The organism is Hydrogenophaga aquatica (genome assembly GCF_054780915.1).
Window position 1 is genome coordinate 1 of record NZ_BAAGVK010000018.1, and the last position, 20,698, is coordinate 20,698.

Annotated in this window: 19 protein-coding genes and 1 pseudogene; 13 read left to right on the forward strand and 7 right to left on the reverse strand. The window is 66.2% G+C overall.

Translation table 11 applies throughout. The features are described 5' to 3' along the window. The coding region (gene pgk / locus ACYVHH_RS13955) for a phosphoglycerate kinase (protein ID WP_460565796.1) at window positions 1–235 on the reverse strand (235 nt) is incomplete at its 3' end. A 140-nt stretch (window positions 236–375) separates the two neighbouring features. Between pgk and ACYVHH_RS13960 the strand changes: the two genes are divergently transcribed. The 4 genes from ACYVHH_RS13960 to ACYVHH_RS13975 all read left to right on the forward strand — a co-directional run bounded on the left by ACYVHH_RS13960 (window position 376) and on the right by ACYVHH_RS13975 (window position 2,770). Next, window positions 376–633: a DUF2061 domain-containing protein gene (locus tag ACYVHH_RS13960; RefSeq protein WP_460565797.1), complete on the forward strand. Its 258-nt coding sequence runs from the start codon at window positions 376–378 to the stop codon at window positions 631–633. 81 nt (window positions 634–714) lie between these two features. Further along, a complete protein-coding gene (locus ACYVHH_RS13965; protein WP_460565798.1) occupies window positions 715–1,302 on the forward strand; it encodes a LemA family protein in 588 nt (195 codons plus the stop codon). Window positions 1,303–1,455: 153 nt separating this feature from the next. Next, window positions 1,456–2,241, forward strand: coding sequence for a TPM domain-containing protein (locus tag ACYVHH_RS13970; RefSeq protein ID WP_460565799.1), 786 nt, complete (start codon window positions 1,456–1,458; stop codon window positions 2,239–2,241). A gap of 37 nt (window positions 2,242–2,278) precedes the next feature. Then, window positions 2,279–2,770 (forward strand): TPM domain-containing protein, encoded by a 492-nt coding sequence (locus tag ACYVHH_RS13975; protein ID WP_460565800.1) that lies wholly within the window; start codon window positions 2,279–2,281, stop codon window positions 2,768–2,770. A 9-nt stretch (window positions 2,771–2,779) separates the two neighbouring features. Here ACYVHH_RS13975 and ACYVHH_RS13980 read toward each other — a convergent pair whose 3' ends face one another. Next, complete coding sequence (locus ACYVHH_RS13980) at window positions 2,780–4,015, reverse strand: sensor domain-containing diguanylate cyclase (RefSeq protein ID WP_460565801.1); 1,236 nt, start codon at window positions 4,013–4,015, stop codon at window positions 2,780–2,782. A 217-nt stretch (window positions 4,016–4,232) separates the two neighbouring features. Between ACYVHH_RS13980 and ACYVHH_RS13985 the strand changes: the two genes are divergently transcribed. From ACYVHH_RS13985 to ACYVHH_RS13995, 3 genes and pseudogenes are all read left to right on the forward strand, one after another. Further along, complete coding sequence (locus tag ACYVHH_RS13985) at window positions 4,233–6,548, forward strand: NADP-dependent malic enzyme (RefSeq protein ID WP_460565802.1); 2,316 nt, start codon at window positions 4,233–4,235, stop codon at window positions 6,546–6,548. Window positions 6,549–6,736: 188 nt separating this feature from the next. Further along, a complete protein-coding gene (locus tag ACYVHH_RS13990; protein WP_460565803.1) occupies window positions 6,737–7,147 on the forward strand; it encodes a guanyl-specific ribonuclease in 411 nt (136 codons plus the stop codon). Between the two features lie 53 nt (window positions 7,148–7,200). Beyond that, a pseudogene (locus ACYVHH_RS13995) lies at window positions 7,201–7,596 on the forward strand (barstar family protein); the annotation flags it as partial. Between the two features lie 215 nt (window positions 7,597–7,811). Here the strand turns inward: ACYVHH_RS13995 and rsmA are convergent. Genes rsmA through ACYVHH_RS14010 form a run of 3 tightly spaced genes read right to left on the reverse strand, consistent with a single transcriptional unit; the run spans window position 7,812 to window position 12,416 of the window. Continuing rightward, window positions 7,812–8,573 carry a 16S rRNA (adenine(1518)-N(6)/adenine(1519)-N(6))-dimethyltransferase RsmA gene (gene rsmA, locus ACYVHH_RS14000; protein ID WP_460565804.1) on the reverse strand — a complete coding sequence of 254 codons (762 nt, stop codon included), beginning with the start codon at window positions 8,571–8,573 and terminating at the stop codon, window positions 7,812–7,814. Further along, the gene (locus tag ACYVHH_RS14005; RefSeq protein WP_460565805.1) at window positions 8,570–9,916 is read right to left on the reverse strand and encodes a peptidylprolyl isomerase; all 1,347 of its coding nucleotides are present in this window, start codon (window positions 9,914–9,916) and stop codon (window positions 8,570–8,572) included. Before ACYVHH_RS14005 ends, rsmA begins: the two co-directional genes overlap by 4 nt. Continuing rightward, window positions 9,909–12,416: an LPS-assembly protein LptD gene (locus ACYVHH_RS14010; protein ID WP_460565806.1), complete on the reverse strand. Its 2,508-nt coding sequence runs from the start codon at window positions 12,414–12,416 to the stop codon at window positions 9,909–9,911. The genes ACYVHH_RS14005 and ACYVHH_RS14010 overlap by 8 nt, the downstream gene beginning before the upstream one ends. 56 nt (window positions 12,417–12,472) lie before the next feature. Between ACYVHH_RS14010 and ACYVHH_RS14015 the strand changes: the two genes are divergently transcribed. Both ACYVHH_RS14015 and ACYVHH_RS14020 read left to right on the forward strand, forming a co-directional pair. Then, complete coding sequence (locus ACYVHH_RS14015; RefSeq protein WP_460565808.1) at window positions 12,473–13,564, forward strand: aminoglycoside phosphotransferase family protein; 1,092 nt, start codon at window positions 12,473–12,475, stop codon at window positions 13,562–13,564. An 11-nt stretch (window positions 13,565–13,575) separates the two neighbouring features. Further along, window positions 13,576–14,304, forward strand: a complete 729-nt coding sequence (locus ACYVHH_RS14020; protein ID WP_460565809.1) for a 16S rRNA (uracil(1498)-N(3))-methyltransferase — start codon at window positions 13,576–13,578, stop codon at window positions 14,302–14,304. 3 nt (window positions 14,305–14,307) lie between these two features. Here the strand turns inward: ACYVHH_RS14020 and ACYVHH_RS14025 are convergent, their stop codons facing one another. Further along, on the reverse strand, window positions 14,308–14,868 hold the full coding sequence (locus ACYVHH_RS14025; protein ID WP_460565810.1) for a YaeQ family protein: 561 nt from the start codon (window positions 14,866–14,868) through the stop codon (window positions 14,308–14,310). A gap of 13 nt (window positions 14,869–14,881) precedes the next feature. Beyond that, a complete protein-coding gene (locus ACYVHH_RS14030; RefSeq protein ID WP_460565811.1) occupies window positions 14,882–15,364 on the reverse strand; it encodes an NUDIX hydrolase in 483 nt (160 codons plus the stop codon). Between the two features lie 164 nt (window positions 15,365–15,528). Between ACYVHH_RS14030 and ACYVHH_RS14035 the strand changes: the two genes are divergently transcribed. From ACYVHH_RS14035 to ACYVHH_RS14050, 4 genes are all read left to right on the forward strand, one after another. Then, window positions 15,529–16,677, forward strand: a complete 1,149-nt coding sequence (locus tag ACYVHH_RS14035) for a Re/Si-specific NAD(P)(+) transhydrogenase subunit alpha (RefSeq protein WP_460565812.1) — start codon at window positions 15,529–15,531, stop codon at window positions 16,675–16,677. Between the two features lie 52 nt (window positions 16,678–16,729). Then, window positions 16,730–17,068, forward strand: a complete 339-nt coding sequence (locus tag ACYVHH_RS14040) for an NAD(P) transhydrogenase subunit alpha part 2 (RefSeq protein WP_460565813.1) — start codon at window positions 16,730–16,732, stop codon at window positions 17,066–17,068. Then, window positions 17,065–18,501, forward strand: coding sequence for an NAD(P)(+) transhydrogenase (Re/Si-specific) subunit beta (locus ACYVHH_RS14045; protein ID WP_460565814.1), 1,437 nt, complete (start codon window positions 17,065–17,067; stop codon window positions 18,499–18,501). Before ACYVHH_RS14040 ends, ACYVHH_RS14045 begins: the two co-directional genes overlap by 4 nt. Window positions 18,502–18,684: 183 nt before the next feature. Next, entirely contained in the window at window positions 18,685–20,550 is a 1,866-nt protein-coding gene (locus ACYVHH_RS14050; RefSeq protein ID WP_460565815.1) for a patatin-like phospholipase family protein, read from the forward strand. Window positions 20,551–20,698 lie beyond the last annotated feature (148 nt).

The window sequence follows — 20,698 nt, forward strand, 5'->3', positions numbered from 1 at the left end:
GGGAATCCTCGGGCTTGAATTCGCCCTCGGTGGGGCGGCCCAGGTGAGACGTGACCATGACGGCAGCACCGGCGTCCAGCGCCAGGCGGATGGCGGGCAGCGAGGCGCGGATGCGCGTGTCTTCGGTGATGTTGCCCGCGTCGTCCTGGGGCACGTTCAGGTCGGCTCGGATGAAGACGCGTTTGCCAGCGGCTTGGCCTGTGGCGCAGAGGTCGGAGAAGCGCAGGAATTTCATGGTCTGGGCGGGCAGGAATGAGACCTTTGGGATTGTAGAGAAGGTGTTTGATAGATGCTATCGATCGAATTACGAAACTCGATTGTTTTATGGAATGAGAATGCCTATCATTGACTCATCGGCAACCCAGGAGCATCACCATGGCACGCATCAGGCATATTGCACGCACCCACCGGCGCACCCTCATGAAGACGGGCAGCTACTACCTCATGCACATCGTGGTGGCGGCCTTGGTGGCCTACGCGGTCACGGGCAATCTCTGGGCGGCCATCACCTTGAGCTTCCTGGAGCCCACGGTGCAGGCGGTGGCCTATTTCTTCCACGAGCGCGCCTGGGCGCGGCGCGATGCGCAAACCGTGGCGCCGGTGCCCGCGGGGTTGGCGGCCGGGGCGGCCTGAGCCGGTGCGCTCCCTTGTGCGGGCGGCTCTAGAATGGCCGCATTCCGGATCACCAAGGGGTGCACGATGACCGCATCAAGCATGAAACGCTGGGCACTGGCCCTGTTCCTGACCGTTGCCCTCAGCGGTTGCGGCTACAACGACTTCCAGCGGCTCGACGAGCAGACGCGCTCGGCCTGGTCCGAGGTGCTCAACCAGTACCAGCGCCGTGCCGACCTGGTCCCCAACCTGGTGGCCACTGTCAAGGGCGAGGCCAGTTTCGAACAGGAAACCCTCACCCGCGTCATTGAGGCGCGGGCCAAGGCCACGTCGGTGCAGGTCACGCCCGAAACGCTCAACGACCCGCAGGCCATGCAGCGCTTCCAGGCTGCCCAGGGTGAGCTGGGCAGCGCACTGAGCCGCCTGCTGGTGGTGGCCGAGCAATACCCCAGCCTCAAGACCAACCAGGGCTTCAGCGATCTGCGCGTGCAGCTCGAAGGCACCGAGAACCGCATCACGGTGGCGCGCAACCGCTACATCCAGGCGGTGCAGGACTACAACGTGCTGGCGCGCAGCTTCCCCAGCAACCTCACTGCCATGGTGTTTGGCTACCAGCCCAAGCCCAACTTCAGCGTGGCCGATGAGGCGGCGATCAGCGCGCCGCCCAAGGTGGACTTCAACAGCAAATAAGCCGTGGCAGGTCTGTCTGCAGCACGTGCCGTCCCGGTCAAAGTGGCCGGTATGGCCTTGCGCGGGTGGGGCTGGGCTATCTGTGCTGTTCTGTTCTGGTGGGTTTGGCCTGCGTTCGCGCAAGTGCCGGTGCCGCCACTGACGGCGCGTGTCATGGATCAGACAGGCACGCTCAGCGCTGCCCAGCGCCAGTCCCTGGACGACAAGCTCGCCGCGTTCGAGCGTGAGCGCGGCAGCCAGGTCGTCGTGCTGGTGGTGCCGACCACCCAGCCCGAGGACATCACCGACTTCACCCAGCGTCTGGGCGACGCCTGGAAGATCGGCCGCCGCGACGTGGGCGACGGCGTGTTGCTGGTCGTGGCGAAAGACGACCGCCGCATGCGCATCGCCACCGCCAAGGCGGTGGAAGGCGCGCTGCCCGACCTGCTGGCACGGCGCATCATCGATCAGGCCGTTGCGCCGCATTTCCGCCAGGGTGACTACGCGGCGGGCCTGGACGCGGGCACCGACCTGATCTTGGCCGCGCTGCGCGGTGAAAACCTGCCACTGCCCGAGTCTCAGGGGAGCCTTTCCGACGAAGAAGGCATGTGGGTGGACCTGCTGGTCTTCCTGGGCATTGCCGTGCCGTTGATTGGCGCCGTGCTGCGCCGCATGCTAGGCAGCCGCCTGGGCAGTGTGGCGGCAGGCGGCGCGGTGGGCTTTATCGCCTGGAACATCACGGGCCTGTTGTGGATCGGCATCGTGGCTGGCCTGTTCGCCGTGTTGATCAGCCTTTTCATCGCCCAGCTGCCTGCTGTGCCTGCGGCCGGGCGGGGAACACGCCATGGCGGCTGGGGTGGCGGGCATGGTGGGTGGGGCGGGGGTTCCGGCAGGGGCGGGGGCTTCAGCTCCGGCGGTGGTGGCAATTTCGGTGGCGGTGGCGCCTCGGGAGGGTGGTGAGATGAACCGCTGGTGGCGATTCTTCAAACATCGCTGGATGGACCCAGCCGACAGCCGCAAGGCCCTGCCCGAGGCTGCCGCAAGCCGTCTGGCCATGCGCGTGGCCGCCGGTGAGCGCCGCCACACTGGCGAGGTGCGTGTGTGTGTGGAGGCAGCCCTGCCACTGAGCTACCTGTGGCCGCCCCCGGACGATGCCGTGCTGCCCGCTGTACTGAGGCGCCGCGCGCTGGCGTGGTTTGGCAAGCTTCTGGTCTGGGACACGCGCGACAACAACGGCGTGCTGATCTACGTGCAACTGGCGGAGCGGGCAATCGAGATCGTGGCCGACCGCGGCCTCAACGAGCGCATCGGCCCGCAGCAGTGGCATGCCTTGCTGGAACGCATGCGCGAGGACTTTCGCGCTGGCCGCTTCGAGCAGGGGCTGGCGGCTGCGATTGACGAGGTCACCGATGTGCTGGCCGCGCATTTCCCGGAAGACGTGGCCAACCCCAAACCCAACGAACTGCCCGACGCTGTGGTGTTGCGCTGACGCGGGCCTTCAGCCCGCCACGTATTCCACCCGGTTTCGGCCCATCGCCTTGGCGCGGTAGAGGGCGGCGTCGGCCTGGGCCAGCAGGCTGTCGGCGTCCTCGGTCTGGCCGTTGCAGGTCGCCACCCCCAGGCTGATGGTCACCTCTGGCAGCCCTTTCACCGCTGGGCACTGCTGCACCGCCTGGCGGGCCTTTTCCGCCAGCAGCTTCATGTGTTCCAGTGGCGTGTTCGGGGCGATGATCAAGAATTCCTCGCCACCCCAGCGGCAAACCATGTCCGAGGCGCGCACGGCGCCGCGCACCGCCTCCCCGACCATCTGCAGCACCTGATCCCCAGACAGGTGGCCATGCACGTCATTGATGCTCTTGAAGTGATCGATGTCGATGAACGCCAGCCCGATGGGGATGTCGAGCCGCTTGCACAGGGCCACCTGCGACTGGAGGAACAGTTCGCCCTGGCGCCGGTTGGGCAGGCCAGTGAGCACGTCGTGCGAGGCCAGGCGCTCCAGCTGGAACTGGAGCTGTTTGCGGTCAGTGATGTCCTGCACCATGCCCACGACGCGGGCTGGCCGCCCGTCGGGCGTGCGCTCGCAGATGCTGCCCCGGTCATGCACCCACAGGTAGTGGCCATTGCGGTTGCGCAGCCGGTATTCCGCTTCGTAGCGGACCCGCTGCCCTTGCAGGTGTTCGTTGAGCACCGCCATCACGCGGCCGCTGTCTTCGGGGTGCACGTTCTGGCTCCACGACTCCAGGACCGGTGCCATTTCCTCGGGGCCGTACCCCAGCATGCGCTTGAGCTGCGGGCTGAAGTAAAGGTGGCCCGTGGCCACGTCCCAGTCCCACAGGCCGTCGCTGGCCTCGTTCAGGGCGTACCACAGGCGTTGCTCCCGCTCATGCAGCATCGTTTCCTGCGCGACACGGGTGGTGATGTCCCGCGCCACCGACAGGAAGTACTCCTGCGCGTTCCAGTGAAAGCGCGTGGTGTTCACCTCCACTGCCACTTCGTGACCTTGGGTGTGGCGGTGTCTGCCCAGGAAGCGGAAACACTCCGACTGCCGGATGACCTGTGCAATGTCCGACCACTGCGGCAGGCCCGTCACGTCCTTCTGGAGGCTCAGGACGCTGTGGTTGACCACTTCCTCGCGGGTGAGGCCCAGACTGGCCCAGGCCATGCGGTTACCCCAGACGATCCGTGACGACTCCGGGTCAATCAGGTAGACAGCGTCTGCCAAGTGGTCGAACATGGCTTCCAGAGGCGGAAGCGGCTGAGTTTGGCTCGGGGTGGGGGAAGACACGGTGGTTCTCTCTGGCAGAAGAGGTTTAATGATACATCTGATGCCGGCGGGCCGAAGCCCTTCGAGTCCTCGGGGTGGTCGGGGTTTTGCAGCGGTTCTACAATAGTCGCCGCCCTGATGACACTTCACAATCCGGCTACGGATTTCACATTACGGAGACATCGCCATGTCGCAAAAGCAGGAAGAGAAACGAGCCGAGCTGCGCCGCGCCGCTCTGGAGTACCACGAGTTCCCGACGCCCGGCAAAGTGGCCATTGCTGCCACCAAGCAGCTCACCAACCAGCGCGACCTGGCCCTGGCCTACTCGCCCGGCGTGGCCGCGCCTTGCGAAGAAATCGTGGCCGACCCGGTCAACGCCTTCAAGTACACCAGCCGGGGCAACCTGGTGGCCGTCATCACCAACGGCACGGCGGTGCTGGGCCTGGGCGACATCGGCCCGCTCGCCTCCAAGCCCGTGATGGAGGGCAAGGGCGTGCTCTTCAAGAAGTTTGCGGGCATCGATGTGTTCGACATCGAGATCAACGAGAAGGATCCGGACAAGCTGGTCGAGATCATCGCCTCTCTGGAGCCCACCTTCGGTGGCATCAACCTGGAAGACATCAAGGCGCCGGACTGCTTCTACGTCGAGCGCAAGCTGCGCGAGCGCATGAAGATCCCGGTCTTCCACGACGACCAGCACGGCACCGCCATCTGCGTGGGCGCCGCCATCCTCAACGGCCTGAAGGTCGTGGGCAAGGACCTCAAGAGCGTCAAGCTCGTCACCTCTGGCGCTGGCGCGGCCGCCCTGGCTTGCCTGGGCCTGCTGGTCAAGCTCGGCATCCCGCGTGAAAACATCTGGGTGACCGACCTGGCAGGCGTGGTGTACGAAGGCCGCACCGAACTGATGGACCCCGACAAGGCCCAGTTTGCGCAGAAAACCTCACAGCGCACCCTGTCCGAGGTCATCGAGGGCGCCGACATTTTCCTGGGGCTGTCCGCTGGCGGCGTGCTCAAGCAGGACATGGTGGTCAAGATGGCTGCCAAGCCGCTGATCCTGGCGCTGGCCAACCCCACGCCTGAAATCCTGCCCGAGCAGGTGAAGGAGGTGCGCGACGACGCCATCATGGCCACCGGCCGCACCGACTACCCCAACCAGGTCAACAACGTCCTGTGCTTCCCCTACATCTTCCGTGGTGCGCTGGACGCCGGGGCCTCCACCATCACCGATGAGATGGAGATCGCAGCGGTGCACGCCATCGCCGAACTGGCCCAGGCCGAGCAAAGCGAAGTGGTGGCGGCGGCGTACGCGGGTGAAAAGCTCGCCTTTGGCCCCGAATACCTCATCCCCAAACCCTTCGACCCGCGGTTGATGATGAAGATCGCTCCGGCCGTGGCCAAGGCGGCGGCCGACAGCGGCGTGGCCCAGCGCCCGATTGCCGACCTGGACGCCTACCGCGAGAAGATGCAGTCCTTTGTCTTCGCTTCCGGCACCATCATGAAGCCGGTGTATGCCATCGCCAAGAAGGCCCAGCACAAGCGCGTGGCCTACGCCGAGGGTGAGGAAGAACGCGTGCTGCGTGCCTGCCAGGTGGTGGTGGACGAAGGCTTGGCCCGCCCCACACTGATCGGCCGCCCCGGCATCATCGCCCAGCGCGTCGAGAAGTTCGGCCTGCGTCTGAAGGAAGGCCTGGACTACGACGTGGTCAACGTCGAGCACGACGAGCGTTACCGCGACTTCTGGCAGACCTACCACCAGCTCATGGAGCGCCGTGGCGTCACCGAGCAGCTGGCCAAGATCGAGATGCGCCGCCGCCTCTCGCTCATCGGTGCCATGTTGCTGCGCAAGGGCGACGTGGAAGGCCTGATCTGCGGTACCTGGGGCACCAACCCCATGCACCTGCAGTACGTTGACCAGGTGATCGGCAAGCGCCCCGGTGCACACTGCTACGCCGCGATGAACGCCCTGATGCTGCCTGGCCGCCAGGTGTTCCTGGTGGACACGCACGTCAACTACGACCCCAGCGCCGAGCAGCTGGCCGAGATCACCCAGATGGCCGCGCGCAAGATGATGCGCTTTGGCATCACGCCGAAGGCCGCGCTGTTGTCACACTCCAATTTCGGTTCGTCTGATCAGCCATCTGCAGTCAAAATGCGCCAAACACTGGCTATTCTGCGTGAACAGGCGCCGTGGCTGGAGGTGGACGGCGAGATGCATGGCGACGTCGCGCTGGATGCCGAGTCGCGCCGCCGCCTGATGCCGAACAGCACGCTGACGGGCGATGCCAACCTGCTGGTGCTGCCCAACATCGACGCTGCAAACATCACCTACAACCTGCTCAAGACGGCTGCGGGCGGCGGCATCGCCGTGGGCCCGATGCTGCTGGGCGTGGCCAAGCCGGTGCACATCCTGACGGCCAGCGCCACCGTGCGCCGTATCGTCAACATGACCGCGCTGACAGTGGCAGAGGCCAACGTCGGGCCGCGTGCAGTGCAGCAAATTTGACGGCAGGCGCTTGCTTACCATGCCTCACGGGGCATGCAAAGAAGTGACTGAATAACCTTGGGGGCGGCTCTTTGAAAGGGCTGCCCCCTTGCTTTTTGGGGCCGCTTCGGGCACACTTGCGCCCTTGAATTTCAGGGTTTACCCGCAGGAGTTCGCGGGTAGGCTGGGCTTTCAGGATGCAGGGGTGGATGTTGCGCAAACGGCTCTGGTCGGTAGGGTGGGCTGCGGTTCTGGTGACCGTGGCGGCGTTGCTGGCGGGGCCGGGTGTCCAGGCCCGCGGCGTTGGCGACGAGGCGGCCAGCCAGGCAGTGGCGGTCATTGCTCTCGGTGCCTTGCCGCCTCAGGGCCAGGACGTGTGGCAGCAGATCCATCGCGGCGGACCGTTCCGTTACGAGAAGGACGGCACGGTGTTCGGAAACCGCGAGCGGCTGTTGCCCATCCACAAGCGGGGTTACTACCGCGAATACACCGTGCCCACGCCCGGGCTGTCGCACCGGGGCGCGAGGCGCATCGTGTGCGGTGGTCTGCAGCCCCGGCAGCCTGATGCCTGTTATTACACGGCCGATCACTACGCGAGCTTCAAGCGCATAGTGCAGTGAGGCGGCCAGAGCCGGATTTGCAACCTATTTGTCTTTGGAAAGTGATAGCGGAGATGGACCAGCCACTTCGTAACGTACGCACCAACATCGTTCAGTCGATCCGCGCCTACACGGTCAAGGAACTTGAGGCCGCAGCCGAGCAGCTGGGCCACCACTTCCTGTATGCCAACCTGGCCACGGCCTTGAACAAGCAGGATGTGCTCGACCTCATCGCCGAGCAGTACACGCTGCCGTCCACGTTCGGCAAGAACTTCGACGCGCTCTACGACTGCATGACCGATCTGGTCCACAAGTCCGGCCCGCAGACCGGTTTCATCGTGGTGCTGGAGCACATCCCGACCAGCCCCAAGTTCGACAAGGAAGCGCGCGAGCAGCTGCTCGACATCTTCCGAGACGTGGCGGACTACTGGAACGACCGCAAGGTGCCGTTCCGCTGCTTCTACTCCTTCTCGGTGGCCCGCGCGCCCAAGGCCGCCGACCTGGAAGCCCCCAGCGACGAGCCCATGCTGACCGACAAGCTGGTGGACGTGAGCCCGCAGGCCCTGCGCATGAGCAGCCCGTTCAACGCGGGTTACTGGCTGACGGCGGCCTGAGCGCTGGCCCTCTCTTCCAGCCAAAAGGCCGCTCACAGGAGCGGCCTTTTGATTTTGAGCGGCACACCGGGTCAACCGGCCACGGCCTGGGCCAGCGCCACGAATTCGGCCACGGGCACTTCTTCGGCGCGCCGCTGCAGGTCGAACTGGCCCGCAAACTGCCTGGCCTCCAGCCAGCGGCCCAGGCTGTGGCGCAGCAGCTTGCGCCGCTGTGAAAACGCCACCTGCACCAGTTCCTCCAGCAGCGGGGTATCAAGTGCGGGCGGTGTGGCCAGCGGCACCATGCGCACCACGGCACTGTCGACGCGCGGCGGCGGGTCGAAGCTCTCGGGTGGCACGAACAACACGTTTTCCATGTCGTAGCGCCACTGCAGCATCACGCTCAGGCGGCCGTAATCGGCGGTGGCGGGCTGGGCCACCATGCGGTCGATCACTTCCTTTTGCAGCATGAAGTGCTGGTCTTGCACCACATCGGCCACGCCGAGCAGGTGGAACAGGATGGGGCTGGAGATGTTGTAGGGCAGGTTGCCCACCACCCGCATCGGGCGCTCGGAGGTGGCTGCCAGCGCGCGGAAATCCACCTTGAGCACGTCAGACTCGACCACCGTGAGCTGCGGGTGTGCGCGCAGGCGAACAGCCAGGTCGCGGTCCAGCTCGATGACGGTGAGGTGGCCCAGCCGCTCGACCAGTGGCTGCGTCAGCGCGGCCAGGCCAGGGCCGATCTCCACCACGAACTGGCCAGGCGCGGGCGCGATCTCGCGCACGATCGCTTCAATGATCGCTTGGTCGGACAGGAAGTGCTGACCGAAACGCTTGCGGGCGTGGTGCTTCACCGGGGCGGCTCGCGGTACTCGACGTAGGCGCGCGCGCGCAAGTCGCGTGCCCATTCGGCGTAGGACTCTTCGATCTTCTGGCTGCGCAGCACGTTGCGCACCCACTCGCGCTGTTCACGCTGGCTCAGCGGCACAGCGCGGCGCTCCAGCACCTGGATGAGATGCACGCCAAAGCGCGACACGACCGGGGCAGAGATTTCGTTGGGCGCGAGGTCATCCATCACATCCTCGAACTCGGGCACGAACATGCCGGGGGTGGCCCAGCCCAGGTCGCCGCCCTGCTTGGCAGAGCCGTCCTGGCTGAACTGCTGTGCCAGGGTTTCGAAAGTGGCCTGGCCGGACGCGATGCGCTGGCGCATCTCGTTGAGGCGGGCGATCGTCGCATCCTGGTCTTGCGGCGTGGCGGGGCGCAGCAGGATGTGGCGGGCGCGGGTCTGGTTGACCGTGGTCTCGGGGAGTTTGGGGTTGCGCTTTTCCAGCACCTTGAGCACGTGGAAACCGGCACCGCTGCGCACCAGGCCCACCACATCACTAGTCTTGGCGTTCTGGACGGCCTGCAGGAACAGCGAGGGGTAGCGGTCTGCCGGGCGCAAGCCCAGCTGGCCGCCTGCGGCCTTGCCCTCGGGGGCATCGGACAGACTGCGGGCCAGGGCGGCGAAGTCTTCCCCTGCCCGGGCGCGGCGCAGCACGTCTTCGGCGCGGGCCTGGCGCTCGGCGATCACCGCCGGGCTGGCGTTGTCTGGCACGGCAACCAGCACCTGGGCGAGGTTCAGCGCGGTCTGACCCGGGTCGGCGTTGCGCTGCTGTTCCTGCAGGTAGGCGTCGATGTCCTGTTCGCTGACCCGCACGCGGTTGTCCACCTCGCGCTCGCGCACCAGTTGCAGCAGCAACTCGTCGCGCAGGTTGGCGCGGAACTGCTCCAGCGGCACCCCCATGGTCTTGAGGCGTTCGTGCAGCTGGGGCACGGTCAGGCGGTTCTGGCGGGCCACGCTTTCCTCGGCCTGTGCCAGGGCGCTGTCTTCAACCTTCACGCCGATCTCTTTCGCCCACTGCAGCTGGGTTTTTTCAACGATCAGGCGCTCCAGCACCTGGCGGGCCAGCTCCTCGCGGGAGGGAGCGTCGGGGCCGGTGGGTGGTTCGATGCGGGCCAGCCTGGCGCGCACCTCGTTGTTCGTGACAGGTTCGGAGTTGACCAGCGCGACGATGTGGTCCGCGCCACGGGGGGCTGAAACGTTGGCACTGCCCGCGCCGAGGTTGTTGTTGCCCAGGCGCAGGGTTTGCGCACCGGCCGATGTGCCCAGGGCCAGCAGCAGGGCGGCGGTCAGCAGGGAGGTCTTATTCATAGCGCTCGAAACGGCTGGGGGTGATGGTGTTTTCACGCAGGTACTGGTAGCGCGGCACGTTGTCGCGCAGTGTCTGCAGGGGGTTGGAGCCGATGCGCGAGAAGCCGACGAACTCCAGTTGGAAGAGGATGCGCTGGTTGGCGTCGCGGCGGCTTTGCTGCAGGCGTTCCAGCACGACGCGCCCGATCCAGCAGCCAGCGTCGTATTCCAGACCGGCCACCAGGTCAACGACCCGGCGGTCCTGCACGCTGTAGTTGATGCGGCCGACGCTGTACCACTGGTGCGGGCCCAGGCCGCGTCCAGGGCCGAGGTCTGCGGTGGGGCCGCCAAACAGATCGCTCAAGGGCCATTGCCAGCTCAGGTCGATCTGTTCGCTGACGTTGCGCTGCACGCGGTAGTTGGCATTGAGCACGCGGTAGTTGCCCGGCTGGTAGCGCGCGCCCAGAGTGGTGCGCTCAGACTCCCTGCTCTTGGGGTTGTACTGCACCGTGCCGTTGAGCGTCCAGTGTGGGTTCCACTGCAGGCGTCCACCGAAGAGGATGTCGCTGAAACGGTCGGTGGGCGCCGTCTCGTTGGGCAGGGTGACCCGCTGGTCGTTGAGGCGCAAGCGCTGGGCCACGCCCAGGCTGAGGATTTCCGAGCCGGTGTCGGGGTGGATCAGCCGCGTGGTCGCACCCACGGTGAGGGCGTGCACGTCAGCGAGGCGGTCGTTGCCCCCGTAAGGGTTGGACGCGAAGATGGTCGCCAGGTTGAAGTCGTAAGCGGCGCTGTCGTAGTTGGGCAGGTAGCTCTGGTCGCGGTACGGCGTATGGCTGTAGAAAACGCGCGGCTCCAGCGTCTGCAGGAAGCTGCGGCCGAAGATGCTGGTGTCGCGCTCGAACACCAGGCCGCTGTCCAGGCTGAGTGTGGGCAGGGCATAACTCATGCTCTTGCGGCCATTGCCAAGCGCCTGGTCAAAGTCGTACTGGCGCAGGTGCAGCTGGGCGCCGGGCTTGATGAACCAGCCCGGCGCCTGCCATGTCTTGCTCAACTGGGCAATGGCCAGCGCGCGCGAGCCGTTGACGTTGGTGGTCTGGTCTGCGGCCGTGCCGTTCCAGATGGTGGTGAGGCGGTCGCTCTGGAAGCGGGTGGCGTTCGTCTGCAGCGACCACGTCCAGTCTTCCGAGCTGCCTATCGAGAAGGCCCTGGGCCGGTAGTTCGCGGTCAGCGACGGCACGCGGTCGTAAGGGGGCACGATCGGGCTGTCGGCGTCCTGCAGCGTCTGCCATTTGTAGGAACCCAGCGCCAGCGACCAGGGGCCGTTCCTCCAGGACAGCGTGGCGTCGCTGGGCAGCAGGCGCTGCGTCAGCGACGTGCTGGTGCGTGGGAAGTCGCGCCAGTAGTTGTCGTCGCTCACACGGTTCAGGTTCAGCGCCAGGCTGGCCCGTCCCGGGCCGAACTGTCCCAGCATCTGCTGGTGTTGCAGCGACGAGGCCCAGCGATCACGGCTGCGCAGCTTGTCGTTGTCCATGTAGGACGCTCGCAGACGGCCTTCGTAATTGCGTTCCAGGTAACGGAATTCGCCCCCCAGGTCCAGGCCGCGCTTGGTCATCAGCGTGGGGTAGAGCGTGACGTCACGGTTGGGGGCCAGGTTCAGGTAGTACGGAACCGTCAGCTCCAGGCCGCTCTGTGCGTCGAGGTTGATGGTGGGGGGCAGCATGCCCGACTTGCGCCGGTCGGACAGCGGGAAGCTGGCGTAAGGCGAGGCCAGCAGGGGCACGCCCTTGAAGTAGAGCACGCCGTTGGTGGCGGTGCCGGTGTCTTCCAGGTTGTCGAACTCGATGCGGCGGGCGCGCACCTCCCAGTCGGGGCGGGACCGGCTCAGACCCGGGCGCGGGCAGGTCGTGTAGCTCGCGTCGTGGGCCACGGCGCGGTCTTCGCCCAGAAAGTCCAGGCGGCTGGCTTCGCCCTGCCCGCCGTTGCGCAGGATGGAGAAGCGCGGCTGCTCGAAGTGGCCTTCAAAGGTGTCGAGCTTGAGCTTGAGCGCAGTGCCTTCGTAAACGTTGCCCAGCCGGTTGATGCGGACGTTGCCGGTGGCCTCGACCGTGTCGCTGGCCTGGAAGTGTTCCAGCCGTTCGGCCCGGACGACCGTGTCGTGGCGGCGCAGCTCCGCCTGGCCTTCGACGATGGTGTTGACGTCTGTCTGGCCGGTGATCCGTTCGCCAAAAACGAAGGTAGGTGCCTGCGATGCCACGCTGGGCGGCAGCTTCTCCTGCAGCAGCGTGCTCATGGTCAGCGGCAGCTCGCCCCGCTCCAGGGGCAGGTCGCTCTGGGCAAGCGCGGCAGCGGGCCAGGCTGTCACGCCAAGCCACCACCACAGGGGCCGGGTCGCGGCTCGGCGCGGCCACCAAAGGCTGGCAAGGGGCGTCGGCGTGGAAGGCGCGGAAACAGGTGGTTTCAAGGGCAGAAAACTCCGGCGCGTCCAGCCCTTGCCAGACACGTTCGTAGAATAGACTGCCATTATCCACGAGCCCCAACAGGGGCTCCGCAGCCCCGTTTTTTCGCCGCTTTCTTTACATGCAGCCTTCCACATCTCAGCCCGCCGTCGTCTGGTCCGATCCGCAGCGCGAGTCAGCCTTCACCGCCTGGCTGGCCACACAGGCCACCGTGCACGGCTTGCTGCCCGGCAGCGTGCGGCCCGCTTCCGCAGACGCGAGCTTTCGCCGCTACCTGCGGGTGGACCGGGCCGCTGGAGGCAGCCTGGTGGTGATGGACGCACCGCCCGACAAGGAAGACTGCAAGCCTTTCGTCAAGGTGGCCGGCCTGCTGCGTGAAGCAGGGGTACGGGTGCCAGCCATCCTGGCGTGGGATGAGCCCCAGGGCTTCATGCTGCTGGAAGACGTGGGCGAGCGCACCCTGCTGGACGTGCTCAACCCTGAACAGCCCGCGCAGGCACAGCCCTACTTCCGCGACGCCACCGCCGCTTTGTTGGACTGGCAGAAGGCATCCAAGCCCGGTGTGCTGCCCGCCTACGACGAGGCCCTGCTGCGCCGCGAATTGCAGCTCTTCCCCGACTGGTACCTGGAAAAGCACAAAGGCCTGGCGCTGGATGACGCCATGCGCGACACCCTGGCCAAGACTTTCTCGCTCATCGTGCAGCGCAACCTGGCGGCTCCCAGCGTCTTCGTGCACCGCGACTACATGCCCCGCAACCTGATGCTGCCGCGCGCCGATGACGCCAACCAGCGCCTGGCGGTGCTTGACTTCCAGGACGCGGTGCATGGCCCCATCACCTACGACATCGCCAGCCTGATGCGCGACGCCTTCCTGACCTGGGAGGAGGACATGGTGCTGGACGTGACCATCCGCTACTGGGAGCAGGCGCGCAAGGCGGGGTTGATGGACTTTGAAGGCTGGAGCGAGGACTTTGGCGCCTTCTACCGCGCGGTGGAGTGGATGGGGCTGCAGCGGCACCTCAAGGTGGCGGGCATCTTCGCGCGCCTCACCTTGCGCGATGGCAAGCCCAAGTACCTGGCCGATGCGCCGCGCTTCATCCTCTACATCCGCAACACCGCGCTACGCTACCGCGAGCTGGCGCCCTTGTTGCGCCTGATCGACAAGGTCGAAGGCTGGGAGGCGGCATCGGGCTTCGCCTACGGCCGCATGTGAGCCAGCCAGGCATGCCGCGCATCCACCACCCCGAACCCTTGCAGCCCGGCCAGGAGCTGGCCTTGACCGCGGACGGCGCGCGCCACGTGCAGGTGCTGCGCCTGCAGCCTGGCGACCCCATCACCCTGTTTGGCGACCCGCTGGCCGGGGGCGAATACGATGCCACCGTTCTGCGCATGGGCCGCAGCAGTGTGGAGGTGCGGGTGGGGGGCCACCGTGCCACCGAGCGTGAGCCCCTCCGGGCCGTGCACCTGGCCGTTGGCATGCCCGCCAATGAACGCATGGACTGGCTGGTGGAGAAGGCCACCGAACTGGGCGTGGCCAGCATCCAGCCGCTGATGACCGAGCGCAGCGTGCTGCGGCTGAAGGACCAGCGTGCCGAGAAGAAGGTGGCGCACTGGCAGGCGGTGGCCGTGAGCGCCTGCGAGCAATGCGGCGGCAACCGCTTGCCGCGCATTCACCCGGTGCGTACGCTGGAGGCCTGGTTGCGCGAAGCCCCCTGGGCGCCCGATGCGTGGCGTGGTGTGCTTTCCCTGGCGGCGGGCAGCCAGCCATTCGCATCCACGTGGCCAGTGGACCCCAGTGTTCCCATGTGGCTGGTGAACGGGCCCGAAGGTGGCCTGAGCACGACAGAGGAAGAGGCGCTGCTGGCGCGGGGTTTCTCGCCCGTCAGCCTGGGACCGCGGGTGCTGCGCGCCGAAACCGCCGCGCTTGCTGCGCTGGTCCAGGCCGTGGCCTGACATTCACTTCCAGCGCACGGGTTCCAGCGAAACGCTGCCCTTGTCGCTGCTCAGGGTGAGCACCCCGTCGTGCACGGTGGCTTGCAGCTGCATGCTGCGTTCTGCCATGGTGGCCAGGGTCTGGCTGGCGTCTGACGGCAAGCGCCACACCTGCAGTTTGTCGAGCCGGCTCAGCTTGTTCTCAATGCCTCTCCACCAGATGTCGGCGGGGTGCGAGTAGGCGTACACCCGCACGGCGTCGGCCTGGCTGCAGGCCTTGGCCAGCGGCTTGTCCTCCGGTTGCCCCACCTCTATCCACAGCCGCTTGCGGCCGGTGAAGTCGGTCAGGTGCGCGTCCGGGTCTTCGGGGTCCGACAGGCCCGCGCCGAAGGCCAGCGTGCCGTCGCCCCCGCACATGTCCTGCAACTCGTGGGCGTTGAGCGCCAGGGCGGCCAGCCGCACCATCATGCGTTCGTCGGTCTCGCTGGGGTGGCGGGCCAGCGTGAGCGCGTGGTCGGCGTAGTAGTTGTGGTCGATGTCGGCGATCTGCAGGTTCGCCTTGAAGATGGTGGATTTGATGGCCATGGGGTTGCCGCTGTCAGCCCAGGGCCGTCACGGAAGGGTCGGTGTGGATGAGTTCGAGAGGGTAGCGGCGCCCGGCCAGATGGTCTTCCATGCATTGCAGCACCAGCGGGCTGCGGTGGCGGTCGCGGCTGGCGCGCACTTCTTCAGGGGTCAGCCAGACGGTACGCACGATGCCATGGTCCAGGCTGCGGCCTGCAACGGTGTCGCCCAGGGTGCCGCAGAAGGCGAAACGCACGTAGGTGATATCTTCGCCCGTTGCGGCACGCTGGAAGCGCGACAGGTAGATGCCGACGAGGCCGGTGGGTTCGAAAGTGTGGGCGGTTTCCTCCAGCGCCTCGCGGCGGCAGCCTTGGAGCGGGCTCTCGCCGGGGTCCAGGTGGCCAGCGGGGTTGTTCAGCCGCAGGCCTTCGGGGGTGTGCTCTTCCACGAGCAGGTAGCGGCCGTCGCGTTCAATGATCGCGGCCACGGTGACGCTGGGTTTCCATCGGGTGTCCATCCGGCCGATTATGGCGCTCGTCCCCTTGCCCGTTGTGCCAAAATATCAGTAGATACTTATGTTTGATCCATCTGTCGGTCAGACGATGATTGAATCCAGTCATTACCATGTAAGCTTGGATGCGCAACAACCCGTCCCAGAGGGACACGAGTGAGGAGACACGTATGCTCATAGGCGTACCTGCCGAGACAGCGGCGGGCGAAACGCGGGTGGCGGTGACGCCCGAGACCGCGAAGAAGCTGGTGGCCCAGGGCCACACGGTGCGGGTGGAGTCGGGCGCGGGCGTGGCGGCCAGCGCCATCGACGATGCTTACCGCGCGGCGGGTGCCGAAGTGGTGGACGCCGCCGGGGCGTTCGGCTGCGAACTGGTGTTGAAGGTGCGGACACCGTCCGATGCCGAGCTGGCGCAGATGAAGCCGGGCACCACGCTGGTGGGCATGCTCAACCCCTTCGATGCCGATGGCCTTGCCGCCATGGCCAAGGCGGGCCTGACCAGCTTCGCACTGGAAGCCGCGCCGCGCACCACGCGTGCGCAGAGCATGGACGTGCTGTCGTCGCAGGCCAACATCGCGGGCTACAAGGCCGTGATGATGGCGGCCAACCAGTACCAGCGCCTGTTTCCCATGCTGATGACGGCGGCCGGCACCATCAAGGCCGCGCGCGTGGTCGTCCTGGGCGTGGGCGTGGCGGGCCTGCAGGCCATTGCCACCGCCAAGCGCCTGGGCGCGGTGATTGAGGCGTCCGATGTGCGTCCCTCGGTGAAGGAGCAGGTCGAGTCCCTGGGGGCCAAGTTCATTGACGTGCCCTACGAGACCGCCGAAGAGAAGGAGGCCGCCGAAGGCGTGGGCGGTTATGCCCGCCCCATGCCGCAGAGCTGGCTGGACCGCCAGAAGGCCGAGGTGGCCAAGCGCGTGGCCCAGGCCGACGTGGTCATCTCCACTGCGCTCATCCCGGGCCGCGCGGCGCCGGTGCTCATCACCGAGGACATGGTCAAGGCCATGAAGCCAGGCTCGGTGATCGTGGACATTGCTGCGGGCAAGGGCCCCAACGGCCCGCACGGCGAGCCTGGTGGCAACTGCCCCCTGACCGAAGCGGGCAAGACGGTGCAGAAGCACGGCGTCTTCATCATCGGCGAGACCAACCTGCCCGCCCTGGTGGCGGCCGACAGCTCCAGCCTGTACGCGCGCAACGTGCTCGACTTCCTCAAGCTCGTGCTGCCGAAGGACGCCACCGCCGTGCAGGTGCCGATGGACGACGACATCGTCGCGGCCTGCCTGATGACGCAAGGCGGCGAGGTCAAGCGCAAGGCCTGAGGCCAGGGCGCCTGTCACCGCTTTCAAACCCGCATTCAACAGGAGTCTCCCCATGGACGCCATCTCCCCGGTTGTCTTCAACCTCATCATCTTCGTGCTGGCGATCTACGTCGGCTACCACGTCGTCTGGAACGTCACCCCCGCGCTGCACACGCCCCTGATGGCCGTGACCAACGCCATCTCGGCCATCGTCATCGTGGGCGCCATGCTGGCCGCCGCACTCACCGAAACCCCGCTGGGCAAGACCATGGGCGTGCTTGCCGTGGCACTGGCGGCGGTCAACGTCTTCGGCGGCTTCCTCGTCACCCGGCGCATGCTGGAGATGTTCAAGAAGAAAGAGCGCAAGGCCCCGGCGGCTGCGGGTTCCGCTGCTGAAGGAGCCGCCAAATGAGCATGAACCTCGTCGTTCTGTTGTACCTGGTGGCGTCGGTCTGCTTCATCCAGGCCCTGAAAGGTCTGAGCCACCCGACCACCTCCATCCGCGGCAACGTCTTCGGCATGACCGGCATGGGCATCGCCATCGTGACCACGGTGGGGCTGATCGCCACGCTGGCCGAGCAAATGGCCATCGACACCGCTGCTGGCCTGGGTTACGTGGCCGTGGGCCTGGCGGTGGGCGGCACCGTGGGCGCCATCATGGCCAAGCGGGTCGAGATGACCAAGATGCCCGAGCTGGTGGCCTTCATGCACAGCATGATCGGCTTGGCGGCCGTGTGCATTGCGATCGCCGTGGTGGCCGAACCCTGGGCCTTCGGCCTGGCGGCCAAGGGTGCGCAGATTCCCTTCGGCAACAAGATCGAACTGTTCCTGGGGTCGGCCATCGGCGCCATCACCTTCAGTGGTTCGGTCATCGCCTTCGGCAAGCTTTCCGGCAAGTACAAGTTCCGCCTGTTCCAGGGCGCACCCGTCACCTTCGCGGGCCAGCACATGCTCAACCTGGTGCTGGGTCTGGCCGTGGTGGCGCTGGGCATCTATTTCGCCGCCACGGGCGACTGGACGGCGTTCTTCGTGCTGACTGCGCTGAGCTTCGTGCTGGGCGTGCTCATCATCATCCCCATTGGGGGCGCCGACATGCCGGTCGTGGTGTCCATGCTCAACAGCTATTCGGGCTGGGCGGCTGCGGGCATCGGCTTCAGCTTGAACAACTCCATGCTGATCATTGCTGGCTCGCTGGTGGGTTCCTCGGGCGCGATCCTGAGCTACATCATGTGCAAGGCCATGAACCGCTCGTTCTTCAGCGTGATCCTGGGCGGCTTTGGGGGTGAGGCAGGCACGGCCGCTGCTGGTGGCGGCGTGCAGCGCACGGCCAAGAGCGGCAGCGCCGACGACGCGGCCTTCATCCTGGGCAACGCCGAGACGGTCATCATCGTGCCCGGCTACGGCTTGGCCGTGGCCCGGGCCCAGCACGCGGTCAAGGAGCTGGCGCACAAGCTCACCGACAAGGGCATCACGGTGAAGTACGCCATCCACCCGGTGGCCGGCCGCATGCCGGGCCACATGAACGTGTTGCTGGCCGAGGCCGAGGTGCCATACGACCAGGTGTTCGAGATGGAGGACATCAACAGCGAGTTCGGTCAGGCCGACGTCGCCATCATCCTGGGTGCCAACGACGTGGTCAACCCGGCCGCGCTGCAAAAGGGCTCCACCATCTATGGCATGCCGATCCTGGAAGCCTACAAGGCCAAGACGGTGATCGTGAACAAACGTTCCATGGCCGCAGGCTACGCCGGGCTGGACAACGAACTGTTCTACATGGACAAGACCATGATGGTGTTTGGCGACGCCAAGAAGGTGGTCGAGGACATGACCAAGGCGGTGGAGTGAGCCGCCTGATTGCCTGCAAGGTTGCCTGAAACGCCGCCATGTGCGGCGTTTCTTTTTTTAGCGTTGTAACGTATGCGACACCAAAATACCTGCACAAAAAGCGCCTGAAGCCTACATTTAGCACTTCAGCTTGCCGGGCTGGGCAGCGTGCCGCGGGCAAGCATCAAAAATAAGAGGGCCGCCATGGAGACAAGCGAAACAGAGCAGCAGCGCCGCCGCGAGATGCTGGTTCATCACCTGCGTGCCAACTTCGGGGAAATCGGCCGCAGCACCTTGCGCGCCATCTTCGACAACGTGAGCTGGGTGGAGTTGAGCGCGGGTGATGTGCTGATGGAACAGGGCCAGCCAGGCGACACGGCCTACCTTTCGCTCAGCGGGCGTCTGCGTGTCTATGTCCGCAACCCGGACGGCTCCAGCCGCATGGTGCGCGAGCTGGGGCGGGGGGAGATCACAGGAGAGATCAGCCTGTACACGGGGGCGCCGCGCTCCGCGACGGTCGTCGCCATCCGTGACAGCTTGCTCGCGCGCATCGACAAGCCGCATTTCGACGCGCTGGTGGCACGCAACCCGCAGGTGTCGCTGGCGTTGACCAACAAGATCATCAACCGCCTGCAGACACAGCATGCGCGCCAGCCGCTTCCGGCACCGGTCATGGTCACGCTGCTGCCGATCACCGAGGGTCTGGACGTCGAACCCCTGGCGCACCGGCTGGCGGGCATGCTGGGGCAGTACGGCCGGGCCTGCTGCGTGACCGCGGAGTCCATGCAGGCGCGGTTGGCAAGCCTAGGCGAACCCGAAGGCGGCAGGGGCGAGGAAGAGCGTTTGTCTGCCGCGCTCGACGATCTGGAGGCCGAGCACGATTTCGTGCTCATGTTGGCCGATCCACACACCTCCGTGTGGACCCGGCTTTGCATCCGCCACAGCGACGAGATCCTTCTGATGGCCGACGCGCAAAAGTCCGCCGCGCTGCATCCGGTGGAGCAGGCGTTTCTGGTGGACCAGTCGCAGCGCAGCGAGGCCGCGGAGACCCTGGTGCTGCTGCATCCACAGGGTATCAAGTCGCCGCTGGGCATGCGGCGCTGGCTGGAGCGCAGAGCCGTCACGGGTCACGTCAACATCCGCCCGTCGATGGACGGTGACATTGCCCGTCTGGCCCGCCTGCTCAGCCGCAACGCGGTGGGCCTGGTGCTCGCTGGCGGCGGGGCTCGCGGGTTCTCGCACCTCGGCATCTGGAAGACCCTGCGCCAGCATGGCATCGAGGTCGATTGCGTGGGCGGCACCAGCATGGGCGCCGTGATGGCAGCCATCATCGCGGCCGACGCCACGGCCGAAGAGACGATCGGTGTCGCCCGCGAAGCGTTCCGCGTCAACCCCACGGGCGACTACACCGTTCTGCCCTTGCTCTCCCTCATCAAGGGGCGCCGGGTGCGCAGCGTGATCGAGCGCTCGATTCGCAGCCTGATGGGCGGATCGGTGGACATCGTGGACCTGTGGAAGAACTACTTCTGCATCGCCAGCAACTATTCACAGGGGCGTGAGATGCGCCTGGACAGGGGTGACCTGGGGCAGGCGCTGCTGGCCAGTATTGCCATCCCCGGCGCGCTGCCGCCCGTTGTGCGCGACGGGGAACTGCTGTGTGACGGCGGGACATTCAACAACTTCCCGGCTGACGTCATGCGCGACATGCGCGGGGTGGGCCGGGTGATCGGTGTGGACCTGAGCGCACGCAATCCCAAGCGCCTGAACTTCAAGGAAACCCCAGGGCCCTGGACGCTGCTGCTCGATCGCCTGCGCCCGCGGGCGAAGCGCCGCTACCGGCTCCCGTCCCTGGTGTCCTACCTGCTCAACGTCACCATCCTGTACAGCATCTCGCGCCAGGACGAGTCGCGCCGCCACACCGATCTCTATTTCAACCCCCCGCTTTTCCGGGTCGGCCTGCTCCAGTGGGACCGGTTCGACGCCATCGTGCGCCAGGGCGAGGCGCATGCGCGCGAAGTGCTTGATGCACTCGACCCGGCCGACCGGGCCGCTTGGGGATTGCGTGAGTGACCAGTTCAAGAAACGCTTGCGGAAAACCGGGTCATGCCCGGTTTTTTCTTGTGTGTGTTCAATAATGTCAGACTGCCGTCAGGGAAAAACACAATGGGTTTTTTCACCGGCCAGGCCGACAATCCCTGACAGGACGGTGGCGTGCCCA